At 31.2% G+C, this 25,326-nt stretch carries 27 protein-coding genes and 1 pseudogene; 1 reads left to right on the forward strand and 27 read right to left on the reverse strand.

The window, feature by feature from the left end; genetic code table 11:
• Positions 1–109 (forward strand): transposase (locus A3M9_RS14435; RefSeq protein WP_156897870.1); only part of this gene is annotated, 109 nt, incomplete at its 5' end.
• Between the two features lie 210 nt (positions 110–319).
• Here the strand turns inward: A3M9_RS14435 and ftsZ are convergent.
• From ftsZ to glpX, 27 genes and pseudogenes are all read right to left on the reverse strand, one after another.
• Positions 320–1,405, reverse strand: a complete 1,086-nt coding sequence (ftsZ, locus tag A3M9_RS0107730) for a cell division protein FtsZ (protein ID WP_027308716.1) — start codon at positions 1,403–1,405, stop codon at positions 320–322.
• Between the two features lie 21 nt (positions 1,406–1,426).
• Positions 1,427–2,692, reverse strand: a complete 1,266-nt coding sequence (gene ftsA / locus A3M9_RS0107735) for a cell division protein FtsA (protein ID WP_027308717.1) — start codon at positions 2,690–2,692, stop codon at positions 1,427–1,429.
• A 143-nt stretch (positions 2,693–2,835) separates the two neighbouring features.
• Positions 2,836–3,555: a DUF881 domain-containing protein gene (locus A3M9_RS0107740; RefSeq protein WP_027308718.1), complete on the reverse strand. Its 720-nt coding sequence runs from the start codon at positions 3,553–3,555 to the stop codon at positions 2,836–2,838.
• Between the two features lie 4 nt (positions 3,556–3,559).
• The gene (locus A3M9_RS0107745) at positions 3,560–3,916 is read right to left on the reverse strand and encodes a small basic family protein (protein WP_027308719.1); all 357 of its coding nucleotides are present in this window, start codon (positions 3,914–3,916) and stop codon (positions 3,560–3,562) included.
• Between the two features lie 4 nt (positions 3,917–3,920).
• Positions 3,921–4,625 (reverse strand): DUF881 domain-containing protein, encoded by a 705-nt coding sequence (locus tag A3M9_RS0107750; RefSeq protein WP_027308720.1) that lies wholly within the window; start codon positions 4,623–4,625, stop codon positions 3,921–3,923.
• A 4-nt stretch (positions 4,626–4,629) separates the two neighbouring features.
• A complete protein-coding gene (locus tag A3M9_RS0107755) occupies positions 4,630–5,370 on the reverse strand; it encodes a cell division protein FtsQ/DivIB (protein WP_027308721.1) in 741 nt (246 codons plus the stop codon).
• Positions 5,371–5,422: 52 nt separating this feature from the next.
• On the reverse strand, positions 5,423–6,523 hold the full coding sequence (gene murG, locus A3M9_RS0107760; RefSeq protein WP_027308722.1) for an undecaprenyldiphospho-muramoylpentapeptide beta-N-acetylglucosaminyltransferase: 1,101 nt from the start codon (positions 6,521–6,523) through the stop codon (positions 5,423–5,425).
• Between the two features lies 1 nt (position 6,524).
• Positions 6,525–7,637: a putative lipid II flippase FtsW gene (gene ftsW, locus A3M9_RS0107765; protein ID WP_027308723.1), complete on the reverse strand. Its 1,113-nt coding sequence runs from the start codon at positions 7,635–7,637 to the stop codon at positions 6,525–6,527.
• Between the two features lie 10 nt (positions 7,638–7,647).
• Positions 7,648–8,607: a phospho-N-acetylmuramoyl-pentapeptide-transferase gene (gene mraY, locus A3M9_RS0107770; RefSeq protein ID WP_027308724.1), complete on the reverse strand. Its 960-nt coding sequence runs from the start codon at positions 8,605–8,607 to the stop codon at positions 7,648–7,650.
• A 10-nt stretch (positions 8,608–8,617) separates the two neighbouring features.
• Positions 8,618–9,982: a UDP-N-acetylmuramoyl-tripeptide--D-alanyl-D-alanine ligase gene (gene murF / locus A3M9_RS14890; protein WP_242826192.1), complete on the reverse strand. Its 1,365-nt coding sequence runs from the start codon at positions 9,980–9,982 to the stop codon at positions 8,618–8,620.
• Positions 9,971–11,413: pseudogene (locus A3M9_RS14895) on the reverse strand (UDP-N-acetylmuramoyl-L-alanyl-D-glutamate--2,6-diaminopimelate ligase); the annotation flags it as partial. The pseudogene A3M9_RS14895 and the gene murF, both read right to left, overlap by 12 nt.
• A gap of 58 nt (positions 11,414–11,471) precedes the next feature.
• Positions 11,472–13,613, reverse strand: a complete 2,142-nt coding sequence (locus A3M9_RS0107780; RefSeq protein WP_370882851.1) for a stage V sporulation protein D — start codon at positions 13,611–13,613, stop codon at positions 11,472–11,474.
• 28 nt (positions 13,614–13,641) lie between these two features.
• Positions 13,642–14,106 (reverse strand): hypothetical protein, encoded by a 465-nt coding sequence (locus A3M9_RS0107785; RefSeq protein WP_027308726.1) that lies wholly within the window; start codon positions 14,104–14,106, stop codon positions 13,642–13,644.
• A 29-nt stretch (positions 14,107–14,135) separates the two neighbouring features.
• Complete coding sequence (rsmH, locus tag A3M9_RS0107790) at positions 14,136–15,065, reverse strand: 16S rRNA (cytosine(1402)-N(4))-methyltransferase RsmH (RefSeq protein ID WP_027308727.1); 930 nt, start codon at positions 15,063–15,065, stop codon at positions 14,136–14,138.
• A 19-nt stretch (positions 15,066–15,084) separates the two neighbouring features.
• Positions 15,085–15,513, reverse strand: a complete 429-nt coding sequence (mraZ, locus tag A3M9_RS0107795) for a division/cell wall cluster transcriptional repressor MraZ (protein ID WP_027308728.1) — start codon at positions 15,511–15,513, stop codon at positions 15,085–15,087.
• 146 nt (positions 15,514–15,659) lie between these two features.
• Positions 15,660–15,815 carry an aspartyl-phosphate phosphatase Spo0E family protein gene (locus A3M9_RS14445; protein ID WP_084424707.1) on the reverse strand — a complete coding sequence of 52 codons (156 nt, stop codon included), beginning with the start codon at positions 15,813–15,815 and terminating at the stop codon, positions 15,660–15,662.
• Positions 15,816–15,942: 127 nt separating this feature from the next.
• On the reverse strand, positions 15,943–16,161 hold the full coding sequence (locus A3M9_RS0107805) for a hypothetical protein (protein WP_027308729.1): 219 nt from the start codon (positions 16,159–16,161) through the stop codon (positions 15,943–15,945).
• 46 nt (positions 16,162–16,207) lie between these two features.
• Positions 16,208–16,867: a hypothetical protein gene (locus tag A3M9_RS14210; RefSeq protein ID WP_051350656.1), complete on the reverse strand. Its 660-nt coding sequence runs from the start codon at positions 16,865–16,867 to the stop codon at positions 16,208–16,210.
• A 10-nt stretch (positions 16,868–16,877) separates the two neighbouring features.
• Positions 16,878–18,692 carry a lipopolysaccharide assembly protein LapB gene (locus tag A3M9_RS0107815; RefSeq protein WP_198011953.1) on the reverse strand — a complete coding sequence of 605 codons (1,815 nt, stop codon included), beginning with the start codon at positions 18,690–18,692 and terminating at the stop codon, positions 16,878–16,880.
• Positions 18,693–18,727: 35 nt separating this feature from the next.
• Positions 18,728–19,591 (reverse strand): DUF6385 domain-containing protein, encoded by an 864-nt coding sequence (locus tag A3M9_RS0107820; RefSeq protein ID WP_027308731.1) that lies wholly within the window; start codon positions 19,589–19,591, stop codon positions 18,728–18,730.
• 11 nt (positions 19,592–19,602) lie between these two features.
• Entirely contained in the window at positions 19,603–20,442 is an 840-nt protein-coding gene (locus tag A3M9_RS0107825; protein WP_027308732.1) for a DNRLRE domain-containing protein, read from the reverse strand.
• A gap of 131 nt (positions 20,443–20,573) precedes the next feature.
• A complete protein-coding gene (locus A3M9_RS0107830) occupies positions 20,574–21,986 on the reverse strand; it encodes an aminopeptidase (protein WP_027308733.1) in 1,413 nt (470 codons plus the stop codon).
• 75 nt (positions 21,987–22,061) lie between these two features.
• Positions 22,062–22,613: a 5-formyltetrahydrofolate cyclo-ligase gene (locus A3M9_RS0107835; RefSeq protein ID WP_027308734.1), complete on the reverse strand. Its 552-nt coding sequence runs from the start codon at positions 22,611–22,613 to the stop codon at positions 22,062–22,064.
• A gap of 15 nt (positions 22,614–22,628) precedes the next feature.
• A complete protein-coding gene (locus tag A3M9_RS0107840) occupies positions 22,629–22,883 on the reverse strand; it encodes a DUF896 domain-containing protein (RefSeq protein ID WP_027308735.1) in 255 nt (84 codons plus the stop codon).
• A 4-nt stretch (positions 22,884–22,887) separates the two neighbouring features.
• On the reverse strand, positions 22,888–23,529 hold the full coding sequence (locus A3M9_RS0107845) for a TVP38/TMEM64 family protein (protein ID WP_027308736.1): 642 nt from the start codon (positions 23,527–23,529) through the stop codon (positions 22,888–22,890).
• Between the two features lie 14 nt (positions 23,530–23,543).
• Positions 23,544–24,092, reverse strand: coding sequence for an RNA 2',3'-cyclic phosphodiesterase (gene thpR / locus A3M9_RS0107850; RefSeq protein ID WP_027308737.1), 549 nt, complete (start codon positions 24,090–24,092; stop codon positions 23,544–23,546).
• 117 nt (positions 24,093–24,209) lie between these two features.
• Positions 24,210–25,184, reverse strand: coding sequence for a class II fructose-bisphosphatase (gene glpX / locus A3M9_RS0107855; RefSeq protein WP_027308738.1), 975 nt, complete (start codon positions 25,182–25,184; stop codon positions 24,210–24,212).
• Positions 25,185–25,326 lie beyond the last annotated feature (142 nt).

The raw sequence follows: 25,326 nt of genomic DNA on the forward strand, positions 1-25,326 counted from the left end.
TGCTTGTACTGAAGGCTTTAATAACAAAATTAAAGTTATTAAAAGAAATGCCTTCGGCTTTAAAAACTTTGATAGGTTTAGAAATAGAATTCTTCATTGCTGTAATTAAAGTAAATTATAATACCAAATTTTAGAAAACCAACTCCCGTTGGTCTTTTTGTCCTGCAATTTTTTGCAGGGGACTCTCCCCCATCCAACCTATCTTTATAAAATCACTCTCAAACAAGAAAGGACAGGCATTCTAATTGAATACCCGCCCCAACAATTGACAAAGAGCCAAAAAGATAGGTATTTATCCATACCTATCTCTTCTATCCTCTTATCTTCTTGCTCTTTGATTGCGTATAAATGGTGGTATATCTAAATCAGAATCTGGCTCAAAATTAATCACCTTTGGTGACTTTTCTTCATCATGGGATTCCTTTTCCTTCTCTTCTACTTTTACTTCTCTTACCTTATCAAAACCAGTTGCTATAACAGTAATACTGATCTCATCACCTAAGCTTTCATCTACTGCAGTACCAAAAATTACATTTGCATCTGGGTCTGCAACTTGTCTTACTTGTTCTGCAGCTTCATCCACTTCAAACAATGTTAAACTTGGTCCGCCTGTAACATTTATTAAAACTCCTGTTGCTCCATCAATAGTTGTCTCAAGCAATGGGCTTGATATAGCCATCTTAACAGCTTCAATTGCTCTATTTTCGCCTGAAGCTCTACCAATACCCATATGAGCTAAACCTCTATTTAACATAATAGTTTTTATGTCCGCAAAGTCAAGGTTTATAACTCCAGGTTTTACTATGAGGTCTGAAATACCTTGAACACCTTGTCTTAAGACATCGTCTGCAATTCTAAAGGCCTCTGTTATTGGTGTCTTTTTGTCTATAATATGCTTTAACCTATCATTTGGAATAGTAACTAAAGTATCCACCTTTTCCTTTAATTTTGCTATTCCTTTTTCAGCATTGATTCTTCTTGTTCCTCTTTCAAAGTCAAAGGGCTTTGTAACAACACCAACTGTTAATATTCCCATTTCCTTTGCAATTTCTGCAATAACAGGTGCTGCACCAGTTCCGGTACCACCACCCATACCAGCTGTTATAAACACTAAATCTGCATCCTTTAGTGCTTGTACAATAATTTCTCTACTCTCTTCAGCTGATTTTTCACCAATCTCAGGATTTGCACCTGCACCAAGTCCCTTTGTAAGCTTTTCTCCTATTTGTATCTTTACTGGTGCCTTTGAGTGATGCAATGCTTGTCTATCTGTATTAACTGATATAAACTCAACACCTTGTAATCCTGATTCAATCATTCTATTAACAGCGTTATTACCGCCTCCACCTACTCCTACAACCTTTATTTTAGCTCCTGCCTCAATTTCAAAATCAAAATCTAGCACATTTATACCCCCTTTTGTATTTTAGAAAAAATCTGCAAAAAAATCTTTAATTTTGTCCAGTATATTTCTTTTACTTGAAGAATCGTCTTCAACATAATCTTCAAAGTGACTATCCTCTTCCTTCTTAGGAACTGAATGTGATAGTTCCACTGTGCTTGTCCTTTTTTCCTTTAAAGCATAAAAAGCAGTCCCAGCTGAAGCTGAATATATTGGATTTGCAACTCCAATATAATTTGGATAGCCAAATCTAACAGGTAATTCAAAACTTGATTGTGCAACATCCTGAATACCCTTGATATTAAAGAGCCCTCCTCCTGTTATAACAACACCAGCGGAAATTGAATTGTATAGATTCCTATCCTCCAATTCCTTTCTTACAAGATATAGCATTTCTGAAATTCTTGCCTCCATTATTTCAGCTATATCCTTAAGGTAAACTTCCTTTTCAGATTTACCACCAATACTGTTTATCTTTATTATATCATTATTTCTTATTAAATTTGAAGTAGCTACTCCATATTGTCTCTTAATTTTTTCAGCATCAGTTGATGTTATTTTACATATAATAGAAATATCATTTGTAATATGATTTCCACCTACTGGTATAACCTTGGTAAATATTAGTGATCCCTTTCTAAATACAGAGATGTCAGTTGTCTCAGCACCAACATCAATTAAAGCTATACCAAGTTCCTTCTCATCATCACTTAAAACCACACTTGATGTTGCAAGTGGTTCTAAAATTATTCCATCACAGGCTAATCCTGCCTTTTGTATGCTTCTTATTATATTTTGAACAGTTGTACAGGATGCAACAATTAAATTAGCATCCACCTCAAGTCTAACCCCTACCATACCAATAGGGTCTCTTATTTCATCATATCCATCTACTATATATTGTTCTGGTATAATATCTATTATCTCTTTATCCTGAGGTATAGCCACAACCTTTGCTGCCTCAAGTACCCTATTTACATCCTCCTTTGTAATTTCCTTATCATCCCTTGAAACAGCTATAACTCCCTTTGTTTTATATAGGTTAGTATATCCTCCAGGAATATTAACAAATACCGATTTTATTTTTTTATTTGACATATGTTCTGCTTGTTTTAGTGCACCATTAATTGCTTCAACAGTTGAATCTATATCAACTATAATTCCCTTCTTAACACCCTTACACTCGGAGGTTCCAACACCTAAAACATTAAACTGCTTATTTTTCATCTCAGCAATAATTATACACACTTTAGATGAACCTATATCTAAGGCTGCAACTACATTGCTCATTTAAATTTTAACCTCCCAACATTAGTATATTATTAATATAATTCAACAAAAATTTTAAATTCCCTTTTTACAAAATAAAATTTATTTTACTTTTTTATTATCGTAACATTTTTTAAAAAATTTAGTCTAAACTATAATAATTTTTATCTTTTTATTTTTAAGTATTTAGGTTCAATATCTTCATTAACACCCTTTATTGTAATTTCATCCTGCTTTATTAAATTCAATTTCAATCCTCTCAATTCCATTGTTTTATACCAGCTATCAGGATTATACATAGCATAGTAAAGTGCGTCTTTATCACCTATTGCTTTAATTGTAAAGGGTGGTGTTATATAATTCCCATTTATCATAATTATAGGACCTTCACAGGTTATTGAAGTATTAGCAACTACTCTATACCCATTAACTTCAATTGCTTCTGCATTTGCATTTTTTAAATCAACAATAAGCTGTCTTAAATCAAAATCATGTACTATACTATTCCATAATTCAAAGTCATTTAAGTAAGTACTCCTTCGTGCATCATCAACCTTTACTTCTATTCCTGGTCCCTTAACCTGCTCCATTCCTGATAACATTTTGGCCTCTTCATATTCCTTTTTTAAAGATTCGAGGATTGTTTTTGTCCTTTTTTCACTTGTAGTATATTGATTATATTTTACCTGAAGTTCAACTAAATTTTTAGATAGTGCTGCCACTTCTCTATTTAATGTGAAATTTTCGTGTTTAAGTTTTTGATAATCCTTATAAGTCAAAAACATTGTTTTAGTAGGAGTAGATTTGACTAAAAAAGATGTAATTACAATACCAGTGAATATACCTGACATCATAAGGAGAAGTTTTGATTCATTAAATTTCATTTCACTACTCCTCCCTTTCCTTCATCTTACTCCTTAGCTTCTCTAATATTATTCTTCTTATAATTGCAAAGTTATTAAAAAGCCTGCTACCAAATACTACTACAGCTGCTAAATAAATAGGTACATTTAATGCATCCCCAAGATAAGTTAGCCCTATAGCAAGTACAATATTACTGAAAAAGCCTGATATGAATATATCAGAATCAAACTTTTTTTCAAGTGATGCCCTTGCTCCTCCAAAAACAGAATCGAGGGCTGCAAGTATCGCTACGGGAATATACGCTGTAAACGATGTTGGAATATCTATTTTTAAAAATATACCCAATAACACACCTATCAATAATCCTATTAAAGGTACCATCTCATCACCTTCCTGGTTTAGCATATTTAAAATCTATCTTTTTGTTGTACTTTAATATTTTAATATTATCTGATTTTTCAATTGTATAAGCTATTCTATCTGCATTCTGTTCTAAAATATTTCCTGGCATTTTAAATGCACCTTCTAATATACTTGGATCTCCAATAGCCTTTATAACAAACTTATCCTGTGGACTAAACTTTGTTTCATTTATTTTTATATAGGCACCTGCCTCTCTTATTTGAGTTCTTGCTATATACCTTTCTTCATTTATTGATATTGCCTCTGCACCAGATGAGTTTAATTCATTTATAATATCTAAAATATCAGTAGCATAAACTTGGTTTATATAATTATTTTTAACATTATCTACTGGAGAAATTGTAATAACAATACCTTGGCCTTCAACATCATTAAGTCCCGATAGAACTCTTAAATTATCAAGCTCGTTTTTTAACTTTTCAGCAGCCTCATTACCTATTGTAACTGATTTTTCAATTTCATCAATTTTTGATTGATACTCTCTAACCTTCAAATCCAATTCTTCCTTCTGCTTTTTCAAAATTTCATTTTGCTTAACTAAGTCACTTATTTGTCTTGTATCTACAATTTTTGTTTTAGAATAGGAAATTCTATACTGATAAGTTATCATAAAACCTAATATAAGACAAATAAAGGCTAAGCTTAACTGTGATTTTAATTTTTTCATCTAATCACCTCTTTTCGTTAAATACAGCTGTTCCATCAGAACTTATATCTATAGTCCCCTTCTTACCACTTAATTCAGGGCTTTTTAAAAGAGTCATTGCAAAGGAAAGTTTATATTCTAAATTAGAACAATCTCCTACACATATATTAATTCCACTTTTTGTTATAATATTAACATTATAAGGGTCCTTAACATCTACCTTCTCAATTTGGGATTTTATATCTATATACGAGAAAATCTTTAATATCTCAACAATACTTTTTAATTTTACAGAATCACTGGTAACATATTCATTAAACACATATTCCTTTGCATCTATTCCTTCTAAATATATAAGCTTACCATTAGGAAATTTGTTTATAGTATGAACCATTCTTCCTTCACTATCGATATCTACAAAATAATTTTTTACTCTTATAATTCCCTTTATATCCTTTTCTTCAATTGTCAATAAAATCTTTGAAGGAAGTTTTTTATTTATTTTTACGTCTTTAACGTAGGGATTATTTAGAATGTTTGTTTTTACTTTATTTTTATCTAAAAAAAATATATTTTCTCCTATTACATTTGCTAAAATGATAGCCTCATCCCTTGATATCAAATTATTATTTTTAACTTCAACTTCCTTTATTTTAAAATAATCTGATTTTAATGAAATTACAACTGTAATTGAAAGAATTATAAAAATGATTAAAAATGATAAGAACCTTTTTTGTTTTTGTCTTTTAATAAGTTTTTCCTCCATAACACCATCCCTTGTATTTCAATAAATTTGTTGCAGGAAGATTCCTGCAACATTATTTTTTAATCTCTTCTATAAGATTTACTATATTATCTGCAGCATCTAATTTTGAAAGTTTTTTAGATGCATTTGCCATATTCAATAATATCTCTTTATTTTTAACTATATTTAATACCTGTTCCTTTAATATATCATTTTTAAGTTCTGATTCTTTTATTACAATGCAGGCACCTTTTTCCTCTAATGCCCTTGCATTATATTCTTGATGATTATTTGCAACATAGGGTGAAGGTATTAAAATAGATGGTTTTCCTAATGCAGTTATCTCAGATATAATAGTAGCACCTGCTCTACTTATAATCAAATCAGAGGCTGCTAATGCATCGTGCATATTATACACATATGGTAAAATTTTAATTCCCTTCATATTGTTTATTTGATATTTAGACTTTACTTTTTCAATTACCTCATTATAATTGTTTTCACCTGTGATAAATATAAGCTGTATACCATTTTTATATAGTTCATTTATAATATCAACAACTGCAATATTTATATTTTTTGCTCCTCTACTTCCTCCAACCACTAACACAATTGGCTTATTTTTCTCAAGCCCCATTGATGAAATTGCCTGTTCTTTATTAGCCATAAGTATCTGCTTCCTTATTGGATTTCCTGTATACACAACCTTATTCTTAGGAAAATATTTTTCAGATTCCCTAAATGTAATAGCAATTCTATCAACAAAGTGTGAAAGAATTTTATTAGTAACGCCTGGAAAAGCATTCTGTTCGTGAATTATTGTTGGTATCCCCTTTAGTGCTGCCTGCATTACCACAGGACCACATACATAACCTCCAGTTCCAATAACAACATCTGGCTTAAATTCATTTATAATTTTGCCAGCCTTACCAAATCCCTTTAATACCTTTATCACTGACTTGAAGGTACCAAAAGAAATTCTTTTATTAAGTCCCTCAACAGGTATAAGTTTTATTTTAAATCCTTCCTTTGGAACTAATTTACCTTCAAGCCCATTTTCGCTTCCAACAAAAATTATCTCTGCTCCCTTATACTTTTCCTGAATTTTTTTTGCTATTGCTACACCTGGATATATATGTCCTCCTGTACCCCCACCAGTAATTATTACCTTCATATTAATCAACTCCATCCTTTGTTATATATCTGGATATATTTAACAGTATCCCAAGTCCTGCCATTGTAAAAAGTAACGATGAACCGCCATAGCTAATTAGTGGTAGTGTAACACCAGTAACTGGCATAAATGATGATACAACTAAAAAGTTGACAGATGATTGAACTGCTATTATTGATGTAATTCCTAAGGCTACAAGGCTTCCGTATTTATCTTTACACTTAATTGAAATTCTAATTCCTCTCCATATAAGTACAGAGAAGCATAGAATTATAATAAAGGTAGCAATAAAACCTAATTCCTCACCAATTATAGCAAATATAAAGTCATTTTGTGCTTCTGGTATATAATAAAACTTCTGCTTTGAAAGACCAAGTCCTCTACCAAATAGCCCTCCAGCACCCAATGCATAAAGGGACTGAATTGCTTGATATCCAGATTCTAATTTATCAGCCCAAGGGTTTAAAAAACCTGTAAATCTTCTCATTCTATAGGGTTCTCTAATAATTGCAATAATTGCCAAAACTACACCCGATAAAAATAAAAGGAGCATATGCCTTATCTTTGCACCACCTGCAAATAACAAAATAAGTGATACTGTAGCTATAATAACCGATGTACTCATATTAGGTTCCTTAATAATTAGACCAACAAAAATCCCCATAATAACAAGTCCTGGAAATAATCCTTTAAAAAAGCTTTTCATTTTATCTTGGCCCTTTTTTTCAATCATATTAGCCAAAAATAAAACTATAAAAATCTTTGCTATCTCAGATGGCTGAATTTTTGCAAATCCAAACCCAAGCCATCTTCTTGCCCCTTTAACAGGTGGAAAAAAGAAAACTCCAATTAACATAAGTACAACAGTAAAAAATCCAAAAACTAAGATGTTTTTATTTCTCCAAAACCTATAATCTATATTTGATGTAAACAACATAACAATAATTCCTAATACTGCCCATATACTTTGTCTAATCAAGAAATAGTGTGGATTACCATAATATATCTCTCCTTCAGGCATACTGGCACTAAAAACCATAGAAATACCTATGGAAAGTAATATTAGTATATCTGCAAAGAGAACAAAGTCAATAGGCCCTTTTTTTTCCTTCATGCTAAACCCCCTAAAAACTAATTGCTAAAAAACCAATTAAACAAAATATGGCAGTAAATATACTAAACCAAGCAACAATTTTAGTTTCATGCCAACCTAACTGTTCATAGTGATGATGAAGTGGTGCCATTTTAAATACTCTTTTCTTTGTTAGTTTAAAACTAATCACCTGAATAATTACTGAAAGTGTCTCAACAACATATATTAGCCCAACTATTACTATTATGAAGGGCATCTTTAGTAAAATTGCAAGTGCAGATATAGCACCACCTAAAGCAAGGGATCCTGTATCTCCCATAAAGACCTGTGCTGGATATGCATTATATTTTAAAAATCCTAAAAGACCTCCTGCAAGTGCACCACAAAACAATGATAGATCCTGCCTTTTTAATCCATAGGTCACAATAGCAAAGAAAACACAGATAATTAAAGTAACACTGGCTGCTAAACCGTCTAATCCATCAGTTAAGTTAACTGCATTAGTAGTTCCAACAACAACAAAAACCATAAACGGTATATAGAAACTACCTAAATCAATAAATTTAGTTGTATATGGTATGTGCACCATACTGCCAATATCTGGATTGTTATAGGCATAAATTGAAAGAATTAATGCAAAGGTTATTTGACCTATTAATTTTTGATAGGCTCTTAATCCTAAGTTCTGCTTTCGAATTATCTTCAAGCTATCATCAAGAAGTCCTATAAAACCATATCCAACAGTTGTAATCAACGCAATCCATAGTGCACTGCTCATTTTTGAAGAAAGAGCCAATACTGATATTATTAAACTTATTATAAACATCAGTCCACCCATCGTTGGTGTTCCAGCCTTTTTAAGATGGCTTTTTGGTCCTTCCTCTCTAATATTTTGTCCAAACTTAAATATCTTAAGAAGAGGAATAACTATTGGTCCTATCAAAAGTACAATTATGAAAGAAAGTATTGTAGCAAATATCGTAAGCTCCATGTTTACAACCTCACTTCCTATGCTCTTTTAAATTGTCTGATATATACTCAAGCTCCATACCTCTTGAAGCCTTTATTAAAATAACATCATTTCCTTTAACATTACTTTTAATAAAATTTAATGCCTCCTCTTTAGTTTTAAAATAATAGGATTCAATTTTATTTTTTGCCTCTTCAAAGTAATATTTTGAAGAATCACCAATTGCAACCAACATATCACACTTATTTGCAGCATATCCTCCAACTTCCTTATGTAACTCAACTGAGTAATCTCCAAGTTCAAACATATCTCCTAAGACTGCAATTCTTCTTCCATTAAACTTACTTAAAACATCTAATGCAGCCTTCATAGAATCTGGATTAGCATTATAGCAGTCAATTATTAGCTTAGTACCCTGCTCTAATTCAACAATGTTCATTCTCATATTACCGGGATTAAATACCAATATCCCATTATATATTTCTTCATAATTCAAACCTAAAATATCCCCTACTGCTATTGCAGATAAGGCATTATATATGTTGTGTGTTCCTGGTAGTGCAACTTTAAATTTTCTTTCTATGCCTGATAATAAGCATTTAAATTCCATTCCCTCAGAACCTAAATCTATTATATCATAAGCTTTATATTCAGCATCATTATTTATTGCAAATTTAACAACTTTATATTTATCTGTAACTACTTTATTTAACATATCATCATCAGCATTTATTATCAATATGTTATCCTTTTTGAAAAAAGTAGTTATTTCCATTTTAGCCTTTAGTATATTTTCCCTACTACCTAACTTTTCAATATGTGCTGTTCCTATATTACTAATAACAGCAATATTGGGATTTGCTACATATGCTGAACTTTCAATCTCTCCAAAGCGATCCATTCCCATTTCTAAAACAGCTGCCCTATGTTTTGAATTTAGATTTAAAACTGTCATTGGTATTCCTATCTCATTATTAAAATTCTTTTCAGTCTTTAATACATTTAACCTTTGGGATAAAACTGAAGCTATCATCTCCTTAGTTGTTGTTTTACCACTACTGCCAGTAACCGCCACAACAGGAATGTCATATCTTAACCTATAGTATCTTGCTATTTCTTTATAGGCCCTTAATGTGTCATCTACTAAAATTTGAGGTATATCCACATTTAAATCTAACTTTGAAACTACAGCACATAAAGCACCTTTTCCTTTAACTTCCTTTATAAAATTATGCCCATCAAATTTTTCTCCAATAAGTGCAACAAAAACATCACCCTCTTCAATTTTTCTACTGTCTGTTTGTATTTTATTTACTTTTATTTTTGTATCCTTTATATTATACGCCTTCCCCTTTGTAGCTGTAATAATATCCTCCAGAGTTACTACTTCCTTCAAAATATCCTCTACAATTTTTCTTTCATCAAATTCTATAACTTTGTCCTTAAGTATTTGATATTTTTCATGTCCCTTTCCAGCAATCACTATTACATCACCCTTTACTGAATTTTTTATGGCATATTCTATTGCCTTTCTTCTATCTTCAATTATAACATATTTACAATTAGTAGTAACAATACCAGGTATAATATCTTTTATTATATCCTGTGGTTCTTCACTTCTTGGGTTATCAGATGTTATAATACAAAAATCAGAAAGTAGCCCTGCAGCCTTGCCCATAAGTGGTCTTTTTCCTCTATCTCTATCGCCTCCACATCCAAATACAGTAATTAACCTTCCTCTTGTATATTCCCTTGCAGCTTTTAATATATTTTCTATTCCATCAGGAGTATGTGCATAATCAATTACAATTGTGGAGCCTATATTACAACTAATTTTTTCACTTCTACCAGGTACTGATTTTAATTTTTCAACTCCCTTTACTGCAACCTCAATAGGTATATTTATTGAAAGTGCTGCAGCAATACTTCCTAATGCATTATAAACATTAAATTTACCTGGCAGATGTAGTTTTACTCTTCTAATATAATTATCTAATATTAAATCAAATTCTGTCCCATCTGAATCTATTATTAAATTCTTTGCCATAATATCTGCTCTATTATCTATTCCAAATGTTATTATCTTTTTATTTTTCAATAGGCCATAAGCTTTTTTCCCATATTCATCATCTATATTTATAACACAATATTCACTACAATTAAATAATTTCATTTTTGCATTAAAATAATTTTCCATAGTCCTATGAAAATCTAAGTGATCCTGTGTTAAGTTTGTAAAAATACCTACTTTAAAATTAATTCCATAAACTCTTTTAAGCTCAAGGGAATGGGATGAAACCTCCATAATGCAATGGGTAATATTATTTTGTTTCATTTCATAAAAATACCTTTGTAAATCTAAAGATTCAGGGGTGGTTCTTTTAGCTTCTTCTATTTTATCTCCTATAATTTCATATATTGTACCTAATAGGGCTGTTTTTTTATTGAACTCGTCTAAAATTGATTTAATCATAAATGTAGTTGTAGTCTTTCCATTTGTACCAGTAACACCAATAACCTCTAAAGAATTTAAAGGTGTGCCATAAAATTTAGCAGAGATAGCTGCCATTGCTTCTCTGGTATCCTTGACCTTTACAACCGTAATATCTTTACCAACAAAAACATCCTTTGAGACAACTACAGCCCTTGCACCCTTTTCTACAGCTTCCTTTACAAATAAGTGTCCGTCTGTTTTAAACCCCTCAATGCAGAAAAAAAGGCTTTCGTTTCTAATATCACTACTTGAATAAGACAGGTGTCTTATCTCTACATCATCGCCCTGTAACAACTCAAAATCCAACCCATTAAGCAGAGAAAAAAGATTCATAAATACACCCCCTTTAATTTTTTAGCACAATATGGAATACCATATTGTGCTAAATATATTAATCCTCCGGCTGTTCTAATAGTACATTAATTGTAGTGTTTTTATCAACCTCTTGTCCTGGTAAAATATCCTGTGTTGCTCCGATACCTTCACCAGAAATATTAACTTTTATTCCCAGAGCCTTAGCAAGTTCCGTAATTTCCTTTTTAGTCATATTTTTAAAATCAGGAACAACCACCTTTAAATCTTTGTTTTGTTCGTATCCCATATATAAAGTTATCTTTGTATTTTGTTTGACAGAAACTCCAGGTTTTGGACTCATATCATACACTATATCTCCATTCCCTTGCTTCTCATAGTCAATCTTATTTTGTTTCAAAATATTAACAGCCTCATTCAATTTTAAACCTCTAATTTCTGGTAAAACTATTTCAGGTGTTATCACCTCAACACTATCTGGTTCAATATTTAAGTATTTTACAATATCTTCAATTATAACCCTTGCAAGAGGTGCAGCGGTACTACCTGCATAATAGTTAGATGGATCTGGTTCATCTATTGATACTAATATAGTAAACCTTGGATTATTAGCAGGAACGATAGCACCAAAGGACGAAATATACTTACCGGGCTCATAACCAGATTTAGGGTTTTGGGCAACCTTTTGTGCAGTACCAGTTTTTCCTCCAACATGATAACCTTCTAAGTATGCCTTTTTTGCTCCTCCCTTTGATACAACAAGTTCTAACAAACTCCTCAACTCCGCAGCTGTATCCTTTGATATTACTTGTTTTACACTCTGAGGTTGGTATTCTCTTATAACAGATGTATTACCATCCTCATCTGTATATAATACCTTCTTTAAAAAGTGGGGTTTCATCATTACACCATCATTTGCAATTGCAGACAATGCAGTAATATATTGAATTCCAGTTACCGCAACACCTTGACCAAAGGCTTGGTTTGCTGTTTCCACAGGTCCCATACTTGATACCGGAATCAATATACCTTTTTCTTCACCTGGAAAATCTATACCAGTTTTTTGACCAAATCCAAATTGTGCAAAATACTTACGAAGTCTTTGTGCACCAAGCTCAAGACCTACCTCCATAAAACCTACGTTACAGGAATTTTGTAGAATTTCGGCAAAGGTTTGTGTACCGTGACCTGAAGTCTTCCAACATTTTATTCTTCTTCCTGCAACCACCTTGCCTCCAGTACATACATATTTACTATTTTCATTTACTATATTTTCCTCAAGTGCTGCTGCAGCAGTATATACCTTCAAAATTGAACCAGGCTCAAAATTCTCTTGAACCATTCTATTTCTCCAGCTATTTAGTGCCTCCTCAGTAGTTTTACCAGCAAAAGGATTATTAGGATCATAATCTGGTTTGTTTGCCATTGCCAGAATTTCTCCTGTCTTTGGATCCATAACTATTGCACTTATTCTCTTTGCTTTATATTCCTCAAGTCCTTGTTCTAATGCCCTTTCAACAAAAAATTGAATTGACTGATCTATTGTTAAAACTAAATCATATCCATTTTTAGGAGGAATATAGGTAGGTGCATCATAGGGTAATTCTCTGTGATACGCATCTCCTTGGATAATTAATCTACCAGTTTTACCCTTTAACTCTTTATTATAATACATTTCAAGCCCTGCTCTTCCATTACCATCTGCATCTGTAGTTCCTAAAACATGTGCTAAAAAATTGCCATTAGGATAGTATCGTTTTGTATCCTCAGACACTATTACCCCTGGCAACTTTAGTTCTCTAATTTTATTTCCTATGTCTTTATCTATTCTTCTTTTTAATATGACAGCATTATAATTCATATTTAACTTTTTCAAAATACTATCTTTACTCAAATCAAGCAGTGGAGCTAACTTACTTGCCATCTCCTCTTTAGTAATCTTATTCTTTTTTACTGCATCATTTACATCCTTTAAAACCACATCGACTCTATTTACATTTCCACTTAAAGCCAGAGCATTTCCATTTCTATCTAAAATCTTTCCCCTATTTGCTTCTATAATAATTTCATAAGTCCACTGTTCCTTTGCCATTCTCTGTAGTTGGGGAGACCATACAAGCTGAACCCAAGCATATCTTCCTACTATTACTGTTTGAACTATAATCATTATAATATATATAACTACTATTCTTCTTTTCATCGACAGCGTTGTCCTTGACAAATACATCCCCCCTATGTTTATTACTAAATCAATGGATGAAACCTACGAACTTTTGAAATAATTTATATGCTGTAACCTTTTTGTCTTCAGCAGAAGATAACATCTTGACATCAACGTATTTTACCTCTTCTGCCTTAGGATTTACCATATTATATTTTTTTACAGCTTCACCTTCAATCTTTTTTATATTATTTTTAACAGCAAGTGACACCTGAAGATTTTGATTTTCCTTTTGCACCTGTGCAACCTGACTCTTTAATTCTCTAAGTTCAGTATTCATATTATATATAAGTACAAACCTTGATAATGTAAATATTGAAAGTGCAAATGTAAATAATATAAATCTTAAGACTTTAAGTTTAACCTTTATATTTTTATTAGTACTTTTTTTGGGTTTTTCTACTTTTTTAACCTTATTTTTCTCGTTAACTTCAACCTTATAGGCAACATTACCCTGCGTTTTATATCTATTCTTATTACTTGCCATTACCATAATTATTCACCCCCGCACACCTTTAGAACCTATATTTTTTGTGCTATTCTAAGTTTTGCACTTCTTGATCTTGGATTATATTCTATTTCTTCATCCGATGGTACTATTGGCTTTTTTGTAATTATTTCAATATCTCCCCTTTTTCCACAAACACAAACAGGAAAGCTTGGTGGACAAGTACAAGGATTTTGTCTCTCCTTAAAGACATTTTTTACAATTCTATCCTCTAAGGAATGAAATGTTATAATGCAGAGTCTACCTCCACTTTTTAAAACATCTAAACAGTCATTAACAGCCTTTTCTAATATTTCAATCTCCTTATTAACCTCTATACGAATTGCTTGAAATGTTCTCTTTGCAGGATGTGGTCCTTCACGCCTTGCAGATGCTGGTATTGCAGCCTTTATGACATCCACAAGTTCATATGTTGTTTCAATAGGTTTTACATTTCTTTGTTTAACTATAAATTCTGCAATTCTTGAGGCCCATTTTTCTTCTCCATATTCTTTAAGAATATATATTAATTGTTCTTTAGTATATCCATTTACAACATCATAGGCTGTTATATCAACATCTCTATTCATTCTCATATCAAGCTTTGCATTATGCATATAGCTAAATCCCCTATCAGGAGTATCAAGCTGATATGAAGAAACACCTAAATCAAGCAAAATACCATCAACACCATCTACATTCAATTCATTTAATACATACTTAATATTTGCAAAATTATTATGTACAAACTTAACATTATTAAAATCTTTAAGCCTTTCCATAGATGCCCTTAATGCATCTTTGTCCTGATCTATTCCAATTAACAATCCTCCACTTAGCCTTTTTACTATTTCACTTGAGTGGCCCGCACCACCTAAAGTACCATCAACATATATACCATCAGGTTTTATATTTAAACCCTCAATACATTCCTGTAGCATAATAGAAATATGTTTAAATTCCATATACATTACCACCTCATTACTATATTCCAAGCTGTGACATCTTCTCTGCTATTTCATCGTAGTCTATATTTTGTTCATTATATTCAAGCCACTTATCTTTACTCCAAATTTCAATTCTATTTGAAACACCTATACTTACTATTTCCTTTTCTATATTTGCATATTCGATAAGATTTTGGGGAATTAATGCTCTACCTTGCTTGTCTATTTCAACCTCTGATGCTCCAGAAAAGAAAAATCTAACAAAGGCACGGGCGTCCTTATTTGTTAAAGGAAGTTGCTTCAACTTATCCTCAAGCTTCTTCCATTCATCAATAGGATAAACATATAGACAGCCATCGAGCCCCTTTGTAATTATAAACTTTCCACCTAAACCTTCTCTAAACTTTGCTGGAACAATCATTCTGTTCTTGGCATCAAGTGCGTGACTATACTCCCCAATAAACATCTTATCCTCCACTTTCAAACCACTTTGCTCCACTTTTCACCACTACAATTATAATTCTATAACAAAAATAAAAATCCTTCCATAGTATTTTTATTTTTTTCAAAAAAAATTTTTAGCCAAGGAAAATTCCTTGGCTAAAATGGTGATTAAGATGGAAGATAAGCATTTTGAGTTGTCAAATTATAATACTCAACTATAAGCTTATCTAATTCTTGGCTTAAATATAATACTTTATCTAATTTATTTGTTAAAATTGCATTATACAACTCAATTCTTAAATTTTCGATTTTTTCCTTTAGCATTTTGAACCCCTCCCCCTTTTTATTGTGGTGAAAAGTGGAGGTTCGCTTATATTTTACATCTTTTTCGAATATTTTGTCAATGATTAACTTATTTTTACGAAAAAATTATTTGAAATAGAATGGAACTCTACAATCTTTTTAAAATGTGTTCTGATTCGACTCTTTTCCCCAAACCATTTAGTGCAATACCTATGGCTCCTAAGCTTGTAAACCTATCTAATTCTTCTGGGAGTCTTTGCAACGGCAATTCATCATAATTATAGTTGATAAACTCCTGCTCCTCTAAAATTGAAATAGGTTGAGAAAAATCAGGATTATTAAAATTAAAAATGTCCTTGTGCTGCACAATATCACCCCTTTAAATTATTGTTTGCACAAGGACTCATATTATTCTATTTATTCTTCAATGTTTTTATAATTTTTGCTGCATCATCCTTTGTCCAATCCTTTGATTTTTCCTTACCTGTTACTTTTTTTGTAAAATCCATAAGTTGTGTTTCCGACATCCCTTTATCCTTTGCAAGTTTTGCAATAAAGGCCTTCTGGCTGGCTGTAGCTAAATTCACCTTTATATTTGTATTTATTATCTCATCTAATTCCTCTATATCTTGAGTAAACATACCCGATGTCCTCGTTGCAGTTAATATAGCATCAACAAGTGCTCTCTTCTTCGACAGCTTTAATACAGTATTTGCTACTCCATATGGATTTTGATTTAAAAACTTACTTTCTCTGCTATTGCAGGACCCTAATCCTTCTGAAACAGTGCGTCCTAAACTATTTTTAAGAGTACACTTACAAACATAATGAAATATGCCTTCTTTAAAATCTTCTACCTTTTCTAATATCTCAACCTGAACGGAAAAATTAAGAAGTGAGCATAGTTTTTCAGCTCCAGATTTTAATAAACTTGGTTTTGGGTATTCTGCTATCTTACCATAATCCTCTCCATCTTTAAAATTTTCCTTTATGTAGTTTACAATTAATTGATAGGAGTTTATCTCATTTTTTACATCCTCTTCTGTTAAAAAATTAAACATTTCCTTTTCCACCTATACCACCTCATTCATCTTTAAAAATATCTAAATTATTATATGCAAGCTCTAAATAATCAACAGCTCTACTACAGGATGTCTTTACACTCAAATCCTTTGACTTTAAAATATTTAATACAGATGTTTTTATTCTACACATACAAAGTAGTCTATTTAACTCTTCACTATCCTTAAGCATCAGTGCATAGGAAATATACTTTTCACAATCTGAATAATTGCCCTTTAGAAAACATATTTTTGCATTTATTGTTAATACATTGAAATCAAATTTGTAATCTCTATATTTATCATCTATTATCTGTAAGCATAAATCATAATATTTATTTTCATAACAACTTTTTAAAACATCATAAAACTTTATATCAATTTTATCGGATATAAGCCTTTTTACATAGCCTTCAACTTTGCTGTTTCTGCTTCTTAAAAGCAATTTTATTATAGCTTCTAAGTAAATAGTGTTCCCTTTGTATTCGGTATTAAAATAAAAGTAATTGTGGGCATCTATTAACTCAGACAAATTTTCCCTTTTGATTATTTCCACAAAGTCCTTAAATTTTGTCAAATACAGATTGCTATCAAGTAAAATACAGCAAATACCCAATGTTAGAAAGAATTCTTTATCTAAATATTTAAAATAAGTATATATGAGGTCAAAACACCTACTAAATTCACCTATATGATAATAGGCAATAATTCTTGATTCTACTGATTCTAAATCATCTTCAAATATGCTATATTTAATTACCTCCTCCCATCTTGCAGTATCCCTAAGTCCCCTCATCATATTAATATACAAATCTCTTCCCTGTATATTTAAATTGTCCTTTAAGTATCCTTCTATCACATTTATTTTAAATTTGAGCACCTTAAATATCCTAAACATTTTGTTTAAAAATATATATTCCTTTTTTGCCATATAAGCATAACTATAGTATTTTAAAGAGGTAGAATAATCCTCTAAAAAATAATAGACCTCTCCTAACTCATAATAGCACAAAAAGCTATTACATCCCCATACACTAATGTCAAAATCTTTACTTTTTAGACAACTAAAAAAATCCTCAATAGCTTCATTATAATTTCCAAGCCTTTTATTTATCAATCCTGAAAAATAGGATGAATCACCATATTTTTTTTGTTTTAATTCTTCAAAGAACATTTTAGCTTCTATATACCTATTTTTATAAAAATAAGATAAACCAACTAATCTTTTAGTATATTCATCTACTCCCATATGATGTATTACATTATATAGCTTTATTACTTCATCAAATTCACAGGACAAATAATATAACTCCATAATATAGACAACAAAATCATAATTAGATAGATTATCTGTATACTTATTTAAAGCTTTATATATATTAATATTTTCTTCCTTAGAAGTCTTTGTATTAATAAATATATCTAATGCCTCCAAATCAAAAGAAGCCACACTTTTTCCATTATGACCTATGTATGTAATATTTCTTTTATGGAGCCTTATTTGTTTTTCAACTACAATTCCCTCTGCCCTATTTTGAATTACATTAAAGGAGTATGCATCATGCTCAAGTTTTAATTTTTTTATATATTCTATATCTGAGATTCTCTCATTTGACATAATAAATAAAACATATTCTCCAGTGACTTGAGATAGAACCATATTTTTAAGTTTAGATAAATTCCCATCGAAATTTATGTTTGAAATCTTAATATCACTTCTTTTAGTTCCCTTAATAACAATAGGAACATATATTATATCCTTTGATATAAATTTTAACTGATCAATTAATTCCTCCTCCAAGTTACAAACCCCTAAAATAACACACGTGATTGACATATATCCCCCTTTATCCCACCCTCCCACCCACAAATTTAATATCTTGCTTGAAAATAAACATCCAATGTAGTTGATTGTCCACTTAATGTTGATTTGTATCCAAGCCTTACATATTGTAAAAATTTACTTGGTATTATGAGTTCTTTGGCGCCCGAAGTTACAATAATGTCAATTATATGGTCTATTGCATCATTTGCATTATTTGTAGGACTAATCTGCACTATTAGGCTTGCACTGTTACTTCCCTTATTTTTTATATAAAATACATAATCGGAATACATTGATACATCTTTAAAGGAAAGATAAGTGAAACTATCTGTGGTATTCAAATCACCAAACAGTTGACTTTCAAAACTCCTCTTTGTATTTACTACTTTAATTAAGCCATCGCTATCTGTTGTGATAACCTTGTTGTTTTCACCATCATACCCATAGATTAAAATTGAATCCTGTGAATTAGATAAATTTCTTATATCTACTTCGTTTGCAATCGATGCAACCTCAATTCGTCCACTACTATCTGTTTTTATCTGTCTTTTATCTGTTCCATCGGTACCATAGATTGAAACACTATCATCAGTTGTTAAATTCCTTATATCAAGATCAGTAGCCTGCACTGTCAAAGTCTCATCAGATGTAATAAATAGTTCTCCATCAGTATTCGTTTTTAATATTTTCATAGTAGTTCCGCCATCATTACTACCGTAGACTGCTACACCATCTTGACTACTTGAGAGATTTCTAATATCCAAATCTGTCGCAGTTACATTTATTGGATTTTCAGTTGAAATTTGTAGCTTACCGTTCGAATCTACCTGTATAGGCGTAGTAACACTTGATCCAAAAATCTGAACCTTAAGATCACTTGCACTATTTGAAAAAACAGCATTATTAGGCATATATATCCCCCCTATTTATATACCTGATATATAAATTTAATATTCACTCTTCCTTCACCATTTGTATATGTAGATATTCTATAGTATTTTCCATAGTACTTTGGTACAAGAATTTCACATTGGCTTATACAAACCCTCTTTTCAATATCTCTAACCCAAGTTAAACCATCTGCACTTACATCAACGCACACATCAATGTCTTTATATCCTGTATTTTTTATAAAAAAACTTCCTATAATCATTCTACTTACATCATAAACACTACTATAACCGGTATTTATAAAATTTAAATCCATAACCTCCTCTTTAACTTCTATAAACTTACCCTCATCATATACCCTTGGCTTTATAAAATTTATATATAGTTTTGGAATTGTAGAATACTGGCTACTTTTTGATGAACCGAAGGCTACAAGAGATTTTTTATTCTCTTCACATCTTAATAAAATACCCTTATTTATAACTTCCCCACTCATCCACCGTTGTGCAAAACTTGTTATATTTATATTAATTAATCCATACTTTTTATAGGATATATTTGTTCTAATATAGTCATTATAAAACTTTGGCTGATGATTATATGTTGTGAAGTCACCAAAATCCTCCTGTAACATATAAGCATATAAATTTTTACTTAAACACTTAAAATAATCCTCAATCAAAAATAGCTGAAGTATTGCTGATGTTATAAAAGCATTATAGGGAAGAGAAGATATATCAAATTTCAAAAAACTTCTATATATAAAATTTCCATTGAAACCACAGCAGATTATATCTGTATTTATATTTTCCTCTGGTTTTTCATTTGTTATAGTCAATGATTTGTCAGCTAAAAAAATTGCTTCACCCATACCACCACTCCTAATGCATTATATGCATAATATGCGTAAAAATTTAAAAAATGCCTATATTTTTTTATTTTTAGGTTTTATAGTATTTGAAAATAATCAGAGGGTGGTTTAAAACCACCCTCTGATTGTTCTTATGCATTTAATAGGAATGCCTTATACGCCCTATATGTTTCATAAATATCTGCCTTACTTGCTATTTCCCATGGTGCATGCATACTAAGTAGTGCAACACCACAGTCAACAACCTCCATACCATATTCTGCTAAAATATACGCTATTGTTCCGCCGCCACCTTGATCTACCTTACCTAATTCAGCAGTTTGCCATACTATACCGTTGTCATTGAATATATCTCTAACCTTGCCCATAAATTCAGCATTTGCATCATTGCAGGAATATTTTCCTCTTGAACCAGTATACTTTGTTAAAACTATTCCTTTTCCAAGATATGCAGCATTCTTCTTTTCAACAACACCAGGATAATTTGGATCAACGCCGCAAGTTACATCTGATGAAAGCATACAAGAATTTGCAAGAGCTCTTCTTAATTTTAGTTCTGAATATTCTCCCTTAAGCTCCATAACTTCAGCTACTACATTTTCAAAAAATCTTGAGTGCATTCCAGTTGCACCGTTGCTTCCTATCTCCTCTTTATCTACAAATAGTGCACAGCAAGTCTTTTGTGGATTTTCAACATCAAACATAGCTTCAAGTGAAGTAAATGCACAAATTCTATCATCGTGTCCATAAGCCATAACCATACTTCTATCAAGACCAACGTCCCTTGATTTACCAGCTGGAACTATTTCAAGCTCTGCTGTAACAAAATCCTCTTCAGTCATTCCATACTTTTCATTTAAAAGTCTTAAAATGTTTAATTTAACTCTATCCTTTGCTTCTTTATCTTGTATTGGCATACTTCCTATTAATACATTTAAATCTTCGCCTTCAATTCCATTGGCAAGTTTCTTTTCCATTTGATTTGCTGATAAATGTATTAGTAGGTCACTTATGTATACGACTGGATCATTTTCATCTTCACCAATAACAACATTTATAACTTCTCCACCCTTTTTAACTACAACACCATGTATTGCAAGTGGAATTGTAACCCATTGATACTTCTTAATTCCACCATAGTAGTGTGTTTCAAGCATTGCAAAGGCTTCATCTTCGTATAGTGCATTTGGCTTTAAATCTATTCTTGGTGAGTCTATATGTGAACCAACAATGTTAAATCCCTTTTCCATTGGTTCATTACCAACTACAAAAAGTGCAACTGCCTTATCCTTATTTACAGCATAGATCTTATCGCCAGCATTTATTTTTTTACCCTGTGATATTAATTCGTTAATATCAACGAATCCCTTCTCCTTTGCTCTTCTAACAATTTCATTGCAAGCTTCACGTTCAGTCTTTGAAGCATCCATAAACTTCTTATAATCTTCACTGAAATCCATTACTTCCTTAAGTTCAGCTTCTGTTAGCTTATCCCAAACATATTCATATTTTTTAGTTAAGTTTTGTAATTCCTTTGTATCCATTTTTATGTACCCCCTTTTGGTAAACATTACAACACTATTCTATATTATTTTTAAAATTTTTTCAAATTTTTTTACTTATAATTTTAATATTCCCTCTTCACAGATTAAATAATCCATTTTTATATCGTGTTCATCCTTATATACATCATCAACTATTTGAAAATCGTAGCAAATTCCAACCTTTATACCTTTAAAATCCTCTAAAAATCTATCATAATAGCCTGCACCATATCCTAATCTATACCCATTTTTATCAAAGGCAACACCTGGGATAAAAATCAAATCAATTTGCTTTTTATCAATAACTTCAAATTGATTAGGCTCTAATATTCCATATTCTCCCTTAGTTAATTCATCTATCTTATTTACTATACAAGGTATTAATTTAAATTGGCTTTTTATTGTCTTTGGATATATTAATACTTTACCTTCTTTTAGAATCTCCTCTGCCAAAAATGAAGTCTCTACTTCATTTCTAAAGGCAGAATATATCATTATTGAATTTGAATTTAAAAATTTATCCCAATTTATTATATGTTTTGTAATTACTATACTTCTTTTTATAACTTCCTCTTTTGAAAGCTCATTTCTAATATTTATATATTTTTTTCTCAAAATATTTTTCATAAAACCACTACCTAATTAATGTTTATGACCACAACCACAACTTTCATGTTCATGTCCACAAGAACATCCTTTATTTTTCATAATTTCATCATATTCATCCTTATCCACTACTTTTATATTTTCAAGTTGAGATCTTAAACTTTCCTTAACAGAATCAATATAAAGTCTTCTTAAATAGGCCTGTTCCTTCTTTTCCTCTTCTGTAAGTCCCTCCTGCTGTGATTTTCTGTAAAGTTCATTTATTCTTTGTATTTGCTCCTTTGTTATCATACAATCATCCTTTCTTTAAAACGTATTTATATATAATTGGTGTTATAGACGATATTATAACAAGAAACAATGCTAATTTAAATTTTGGTCCTTTTATATCCATAATTGAATTTCCTAAAAAGGTATATATAAATGCACCCGGAAGGCTACCTAAAAAAGTACCAAATACAAAGTCTTTAAAATTTACGTCCATAAGCCCTGAAGCATAACTTACTGCATCAAAGGGAAATATGGGTATAAGTCTCAATGAAATTATGTAAAAAAGACCTTCCTTTTTTATCAAACTATTAATATCAATTTTCCTTCTTTTTAAAATACACTCTACAAACTCTCTGCCAAAGTATTTAGCAATAAAATATGCTAATATACCACTTAAGGTAACACCGACACATGTAAGTAGTGTGCCAATTAAATTGCCAAATGTCAAGCCTGAAATTACTGCAAAAGTTCCAGCAGGAAGCAGAAAAACCGACCTAATAGTTGATAAAAGCAAAAAAATTGCTACTGCGTATCCCTTATAGGATAATAAAAAATTTCTAATATCCTCTGGATTTTTTATCATATTCAAAAGTTGTTTTCTATATAAAAGCACAACCACTGTTATCAAAAGTAATGTTATAAAAGAAAAGGCCCTTTTTAACCGCATATACTTCATCTCCATTATTTAAGATGGATTTCATAAATAGGCGTATAAATTCTCTTACCATCCCTCTGTTCACTCTTCATTATTGTCACTCTGTCAAATACTATGTTATCTATTAAATACTCTTCAATTTTTTTCTGCAGATCCTCAAATTTGCTCTTTAAGATAACCTCCTGTGCAATGGTCACGTGAGGTGTGAATCTATTTTCCACCTTAAATCCATAGTTTGAAGTTATTTTATCCACCTCATTATATATATCCTTAATCTTATCTAAATCACCGTGGCATTTTAAATAAATTGTCTTAATAACATCTCCTCTTCCAAAACATCCTAATCCCTTTAAATATATATTAATCTTCTCTTTTCCCTTTATTTTTCTTAACAGATCCTGATATATCAATTCAATCTTATTCTCTTCAACTTCTCCTAAAAACTTAATTGTCAAATGAAAATTATCTATGTATTTAAACCTACCCTTTATACTTTCATTTCTTATTTTATTTTGTAATTCTGCTATTTTTTCCTTAGTATCTCTGTTAAATTCAAAGGTTATAAAGGTACGCAATCACATCTACCTCCCTTAATATTATACTTTTTAGTATAATACATATTCCAAAAATAGTTAAGCCCAATAAACAAAAGTGTCGTAGATGGTTTAAAATAGCCTCTACGACACTTTTAATTATTCCTGTACCTTTATAAGACTCGTATCAAGCTTATGAATTGCATCAACAAACCTTAAAACTCCATTTGAGGACCTCATAACCACTGAATGAGTTGTTGCATAATTTTCTTTATAGATTATTCCCTTTAATAAGTCTGAATCAGTAATTGCTGTTGCAGCAAAATATACATCATCGGATGTAATTAAATCATCCTGTGATAGAATTTTTTCAACATCCAAAAGCCCTGCCCTTTTACACATATCAATCTGTCTTTGATTCTCTGGCATAAGCCTTACCAATATTTCTCCTCCTAAGCATTTTAATGCAGCTGCAGCAAGTACTCCCTCAGGTGCACCACCTATACCAACTAACATATCAACACCTGTTTCTTCAAAGGCTGTGGCAAGCGCTGCTGCAATATCACCTTCACCAAATATTTTTACCCTTGCACCTACACTTCTTGCCTCTTCGATTAACTCCTTATGCCTTGGTCTATCCTGTATCATAACAGTTACTTCTTCAACATCTTTATTTAAAGCTTCAGCTACACATTTTATATTCTCACCTAAGCTTTTATTTAAATCTATACATCCCTTTGCTTTTGGACCTACAGCCATCTTTTTCATATATATTTGAGGTGCCCTAAAAATCCTACCCTTCTCGCTTACTGCTACTGCTGAAATAGCATTAGGCCTTCCCTTTGCAACAAGTACTGAACCATCTAAAGGATCTATTGCAACATCGTATTCCTTAAGTCCATCTTCCCAAGTTCCAACCTTTTCTCCTATGTACATTATAGGTTTTTTATCTAAATCACATTCTCCTATAACCACTCTACCCTTAATAGGTAGTAGATCAAAGGCATGCCTTACTCCATCTACCGCTGCCTTCTCTATTAAATCAACATCTCCCCTACCTAAAAGGTTTGAACAGGCTAGTGCTGCAGCCTCAGTAACTCTGACAATCCCCATAGCAATATCGTGATTTACCATAGTGTTACCTCCATATATAAAATTCACCATTATTATATCATTAATACGATTCATTTTCTATATTGTATAACTTATTTTGATAATTTAATTATTTATATCAACACATTTTTATATTTTTTATACACAAAAGAACCGTTTAGGG

The sequence above is a fragment of the Caloramator sp. ALD01 genome, from assembly GCF_000472625.1.
GTDB classification, from domain to species: domain Bacteria; phylum Bacillota; class Clostridia; order Clostridiales; family Caloramatoraceae; genus Thermobrachium; species Thermobrachium proteoclasticum.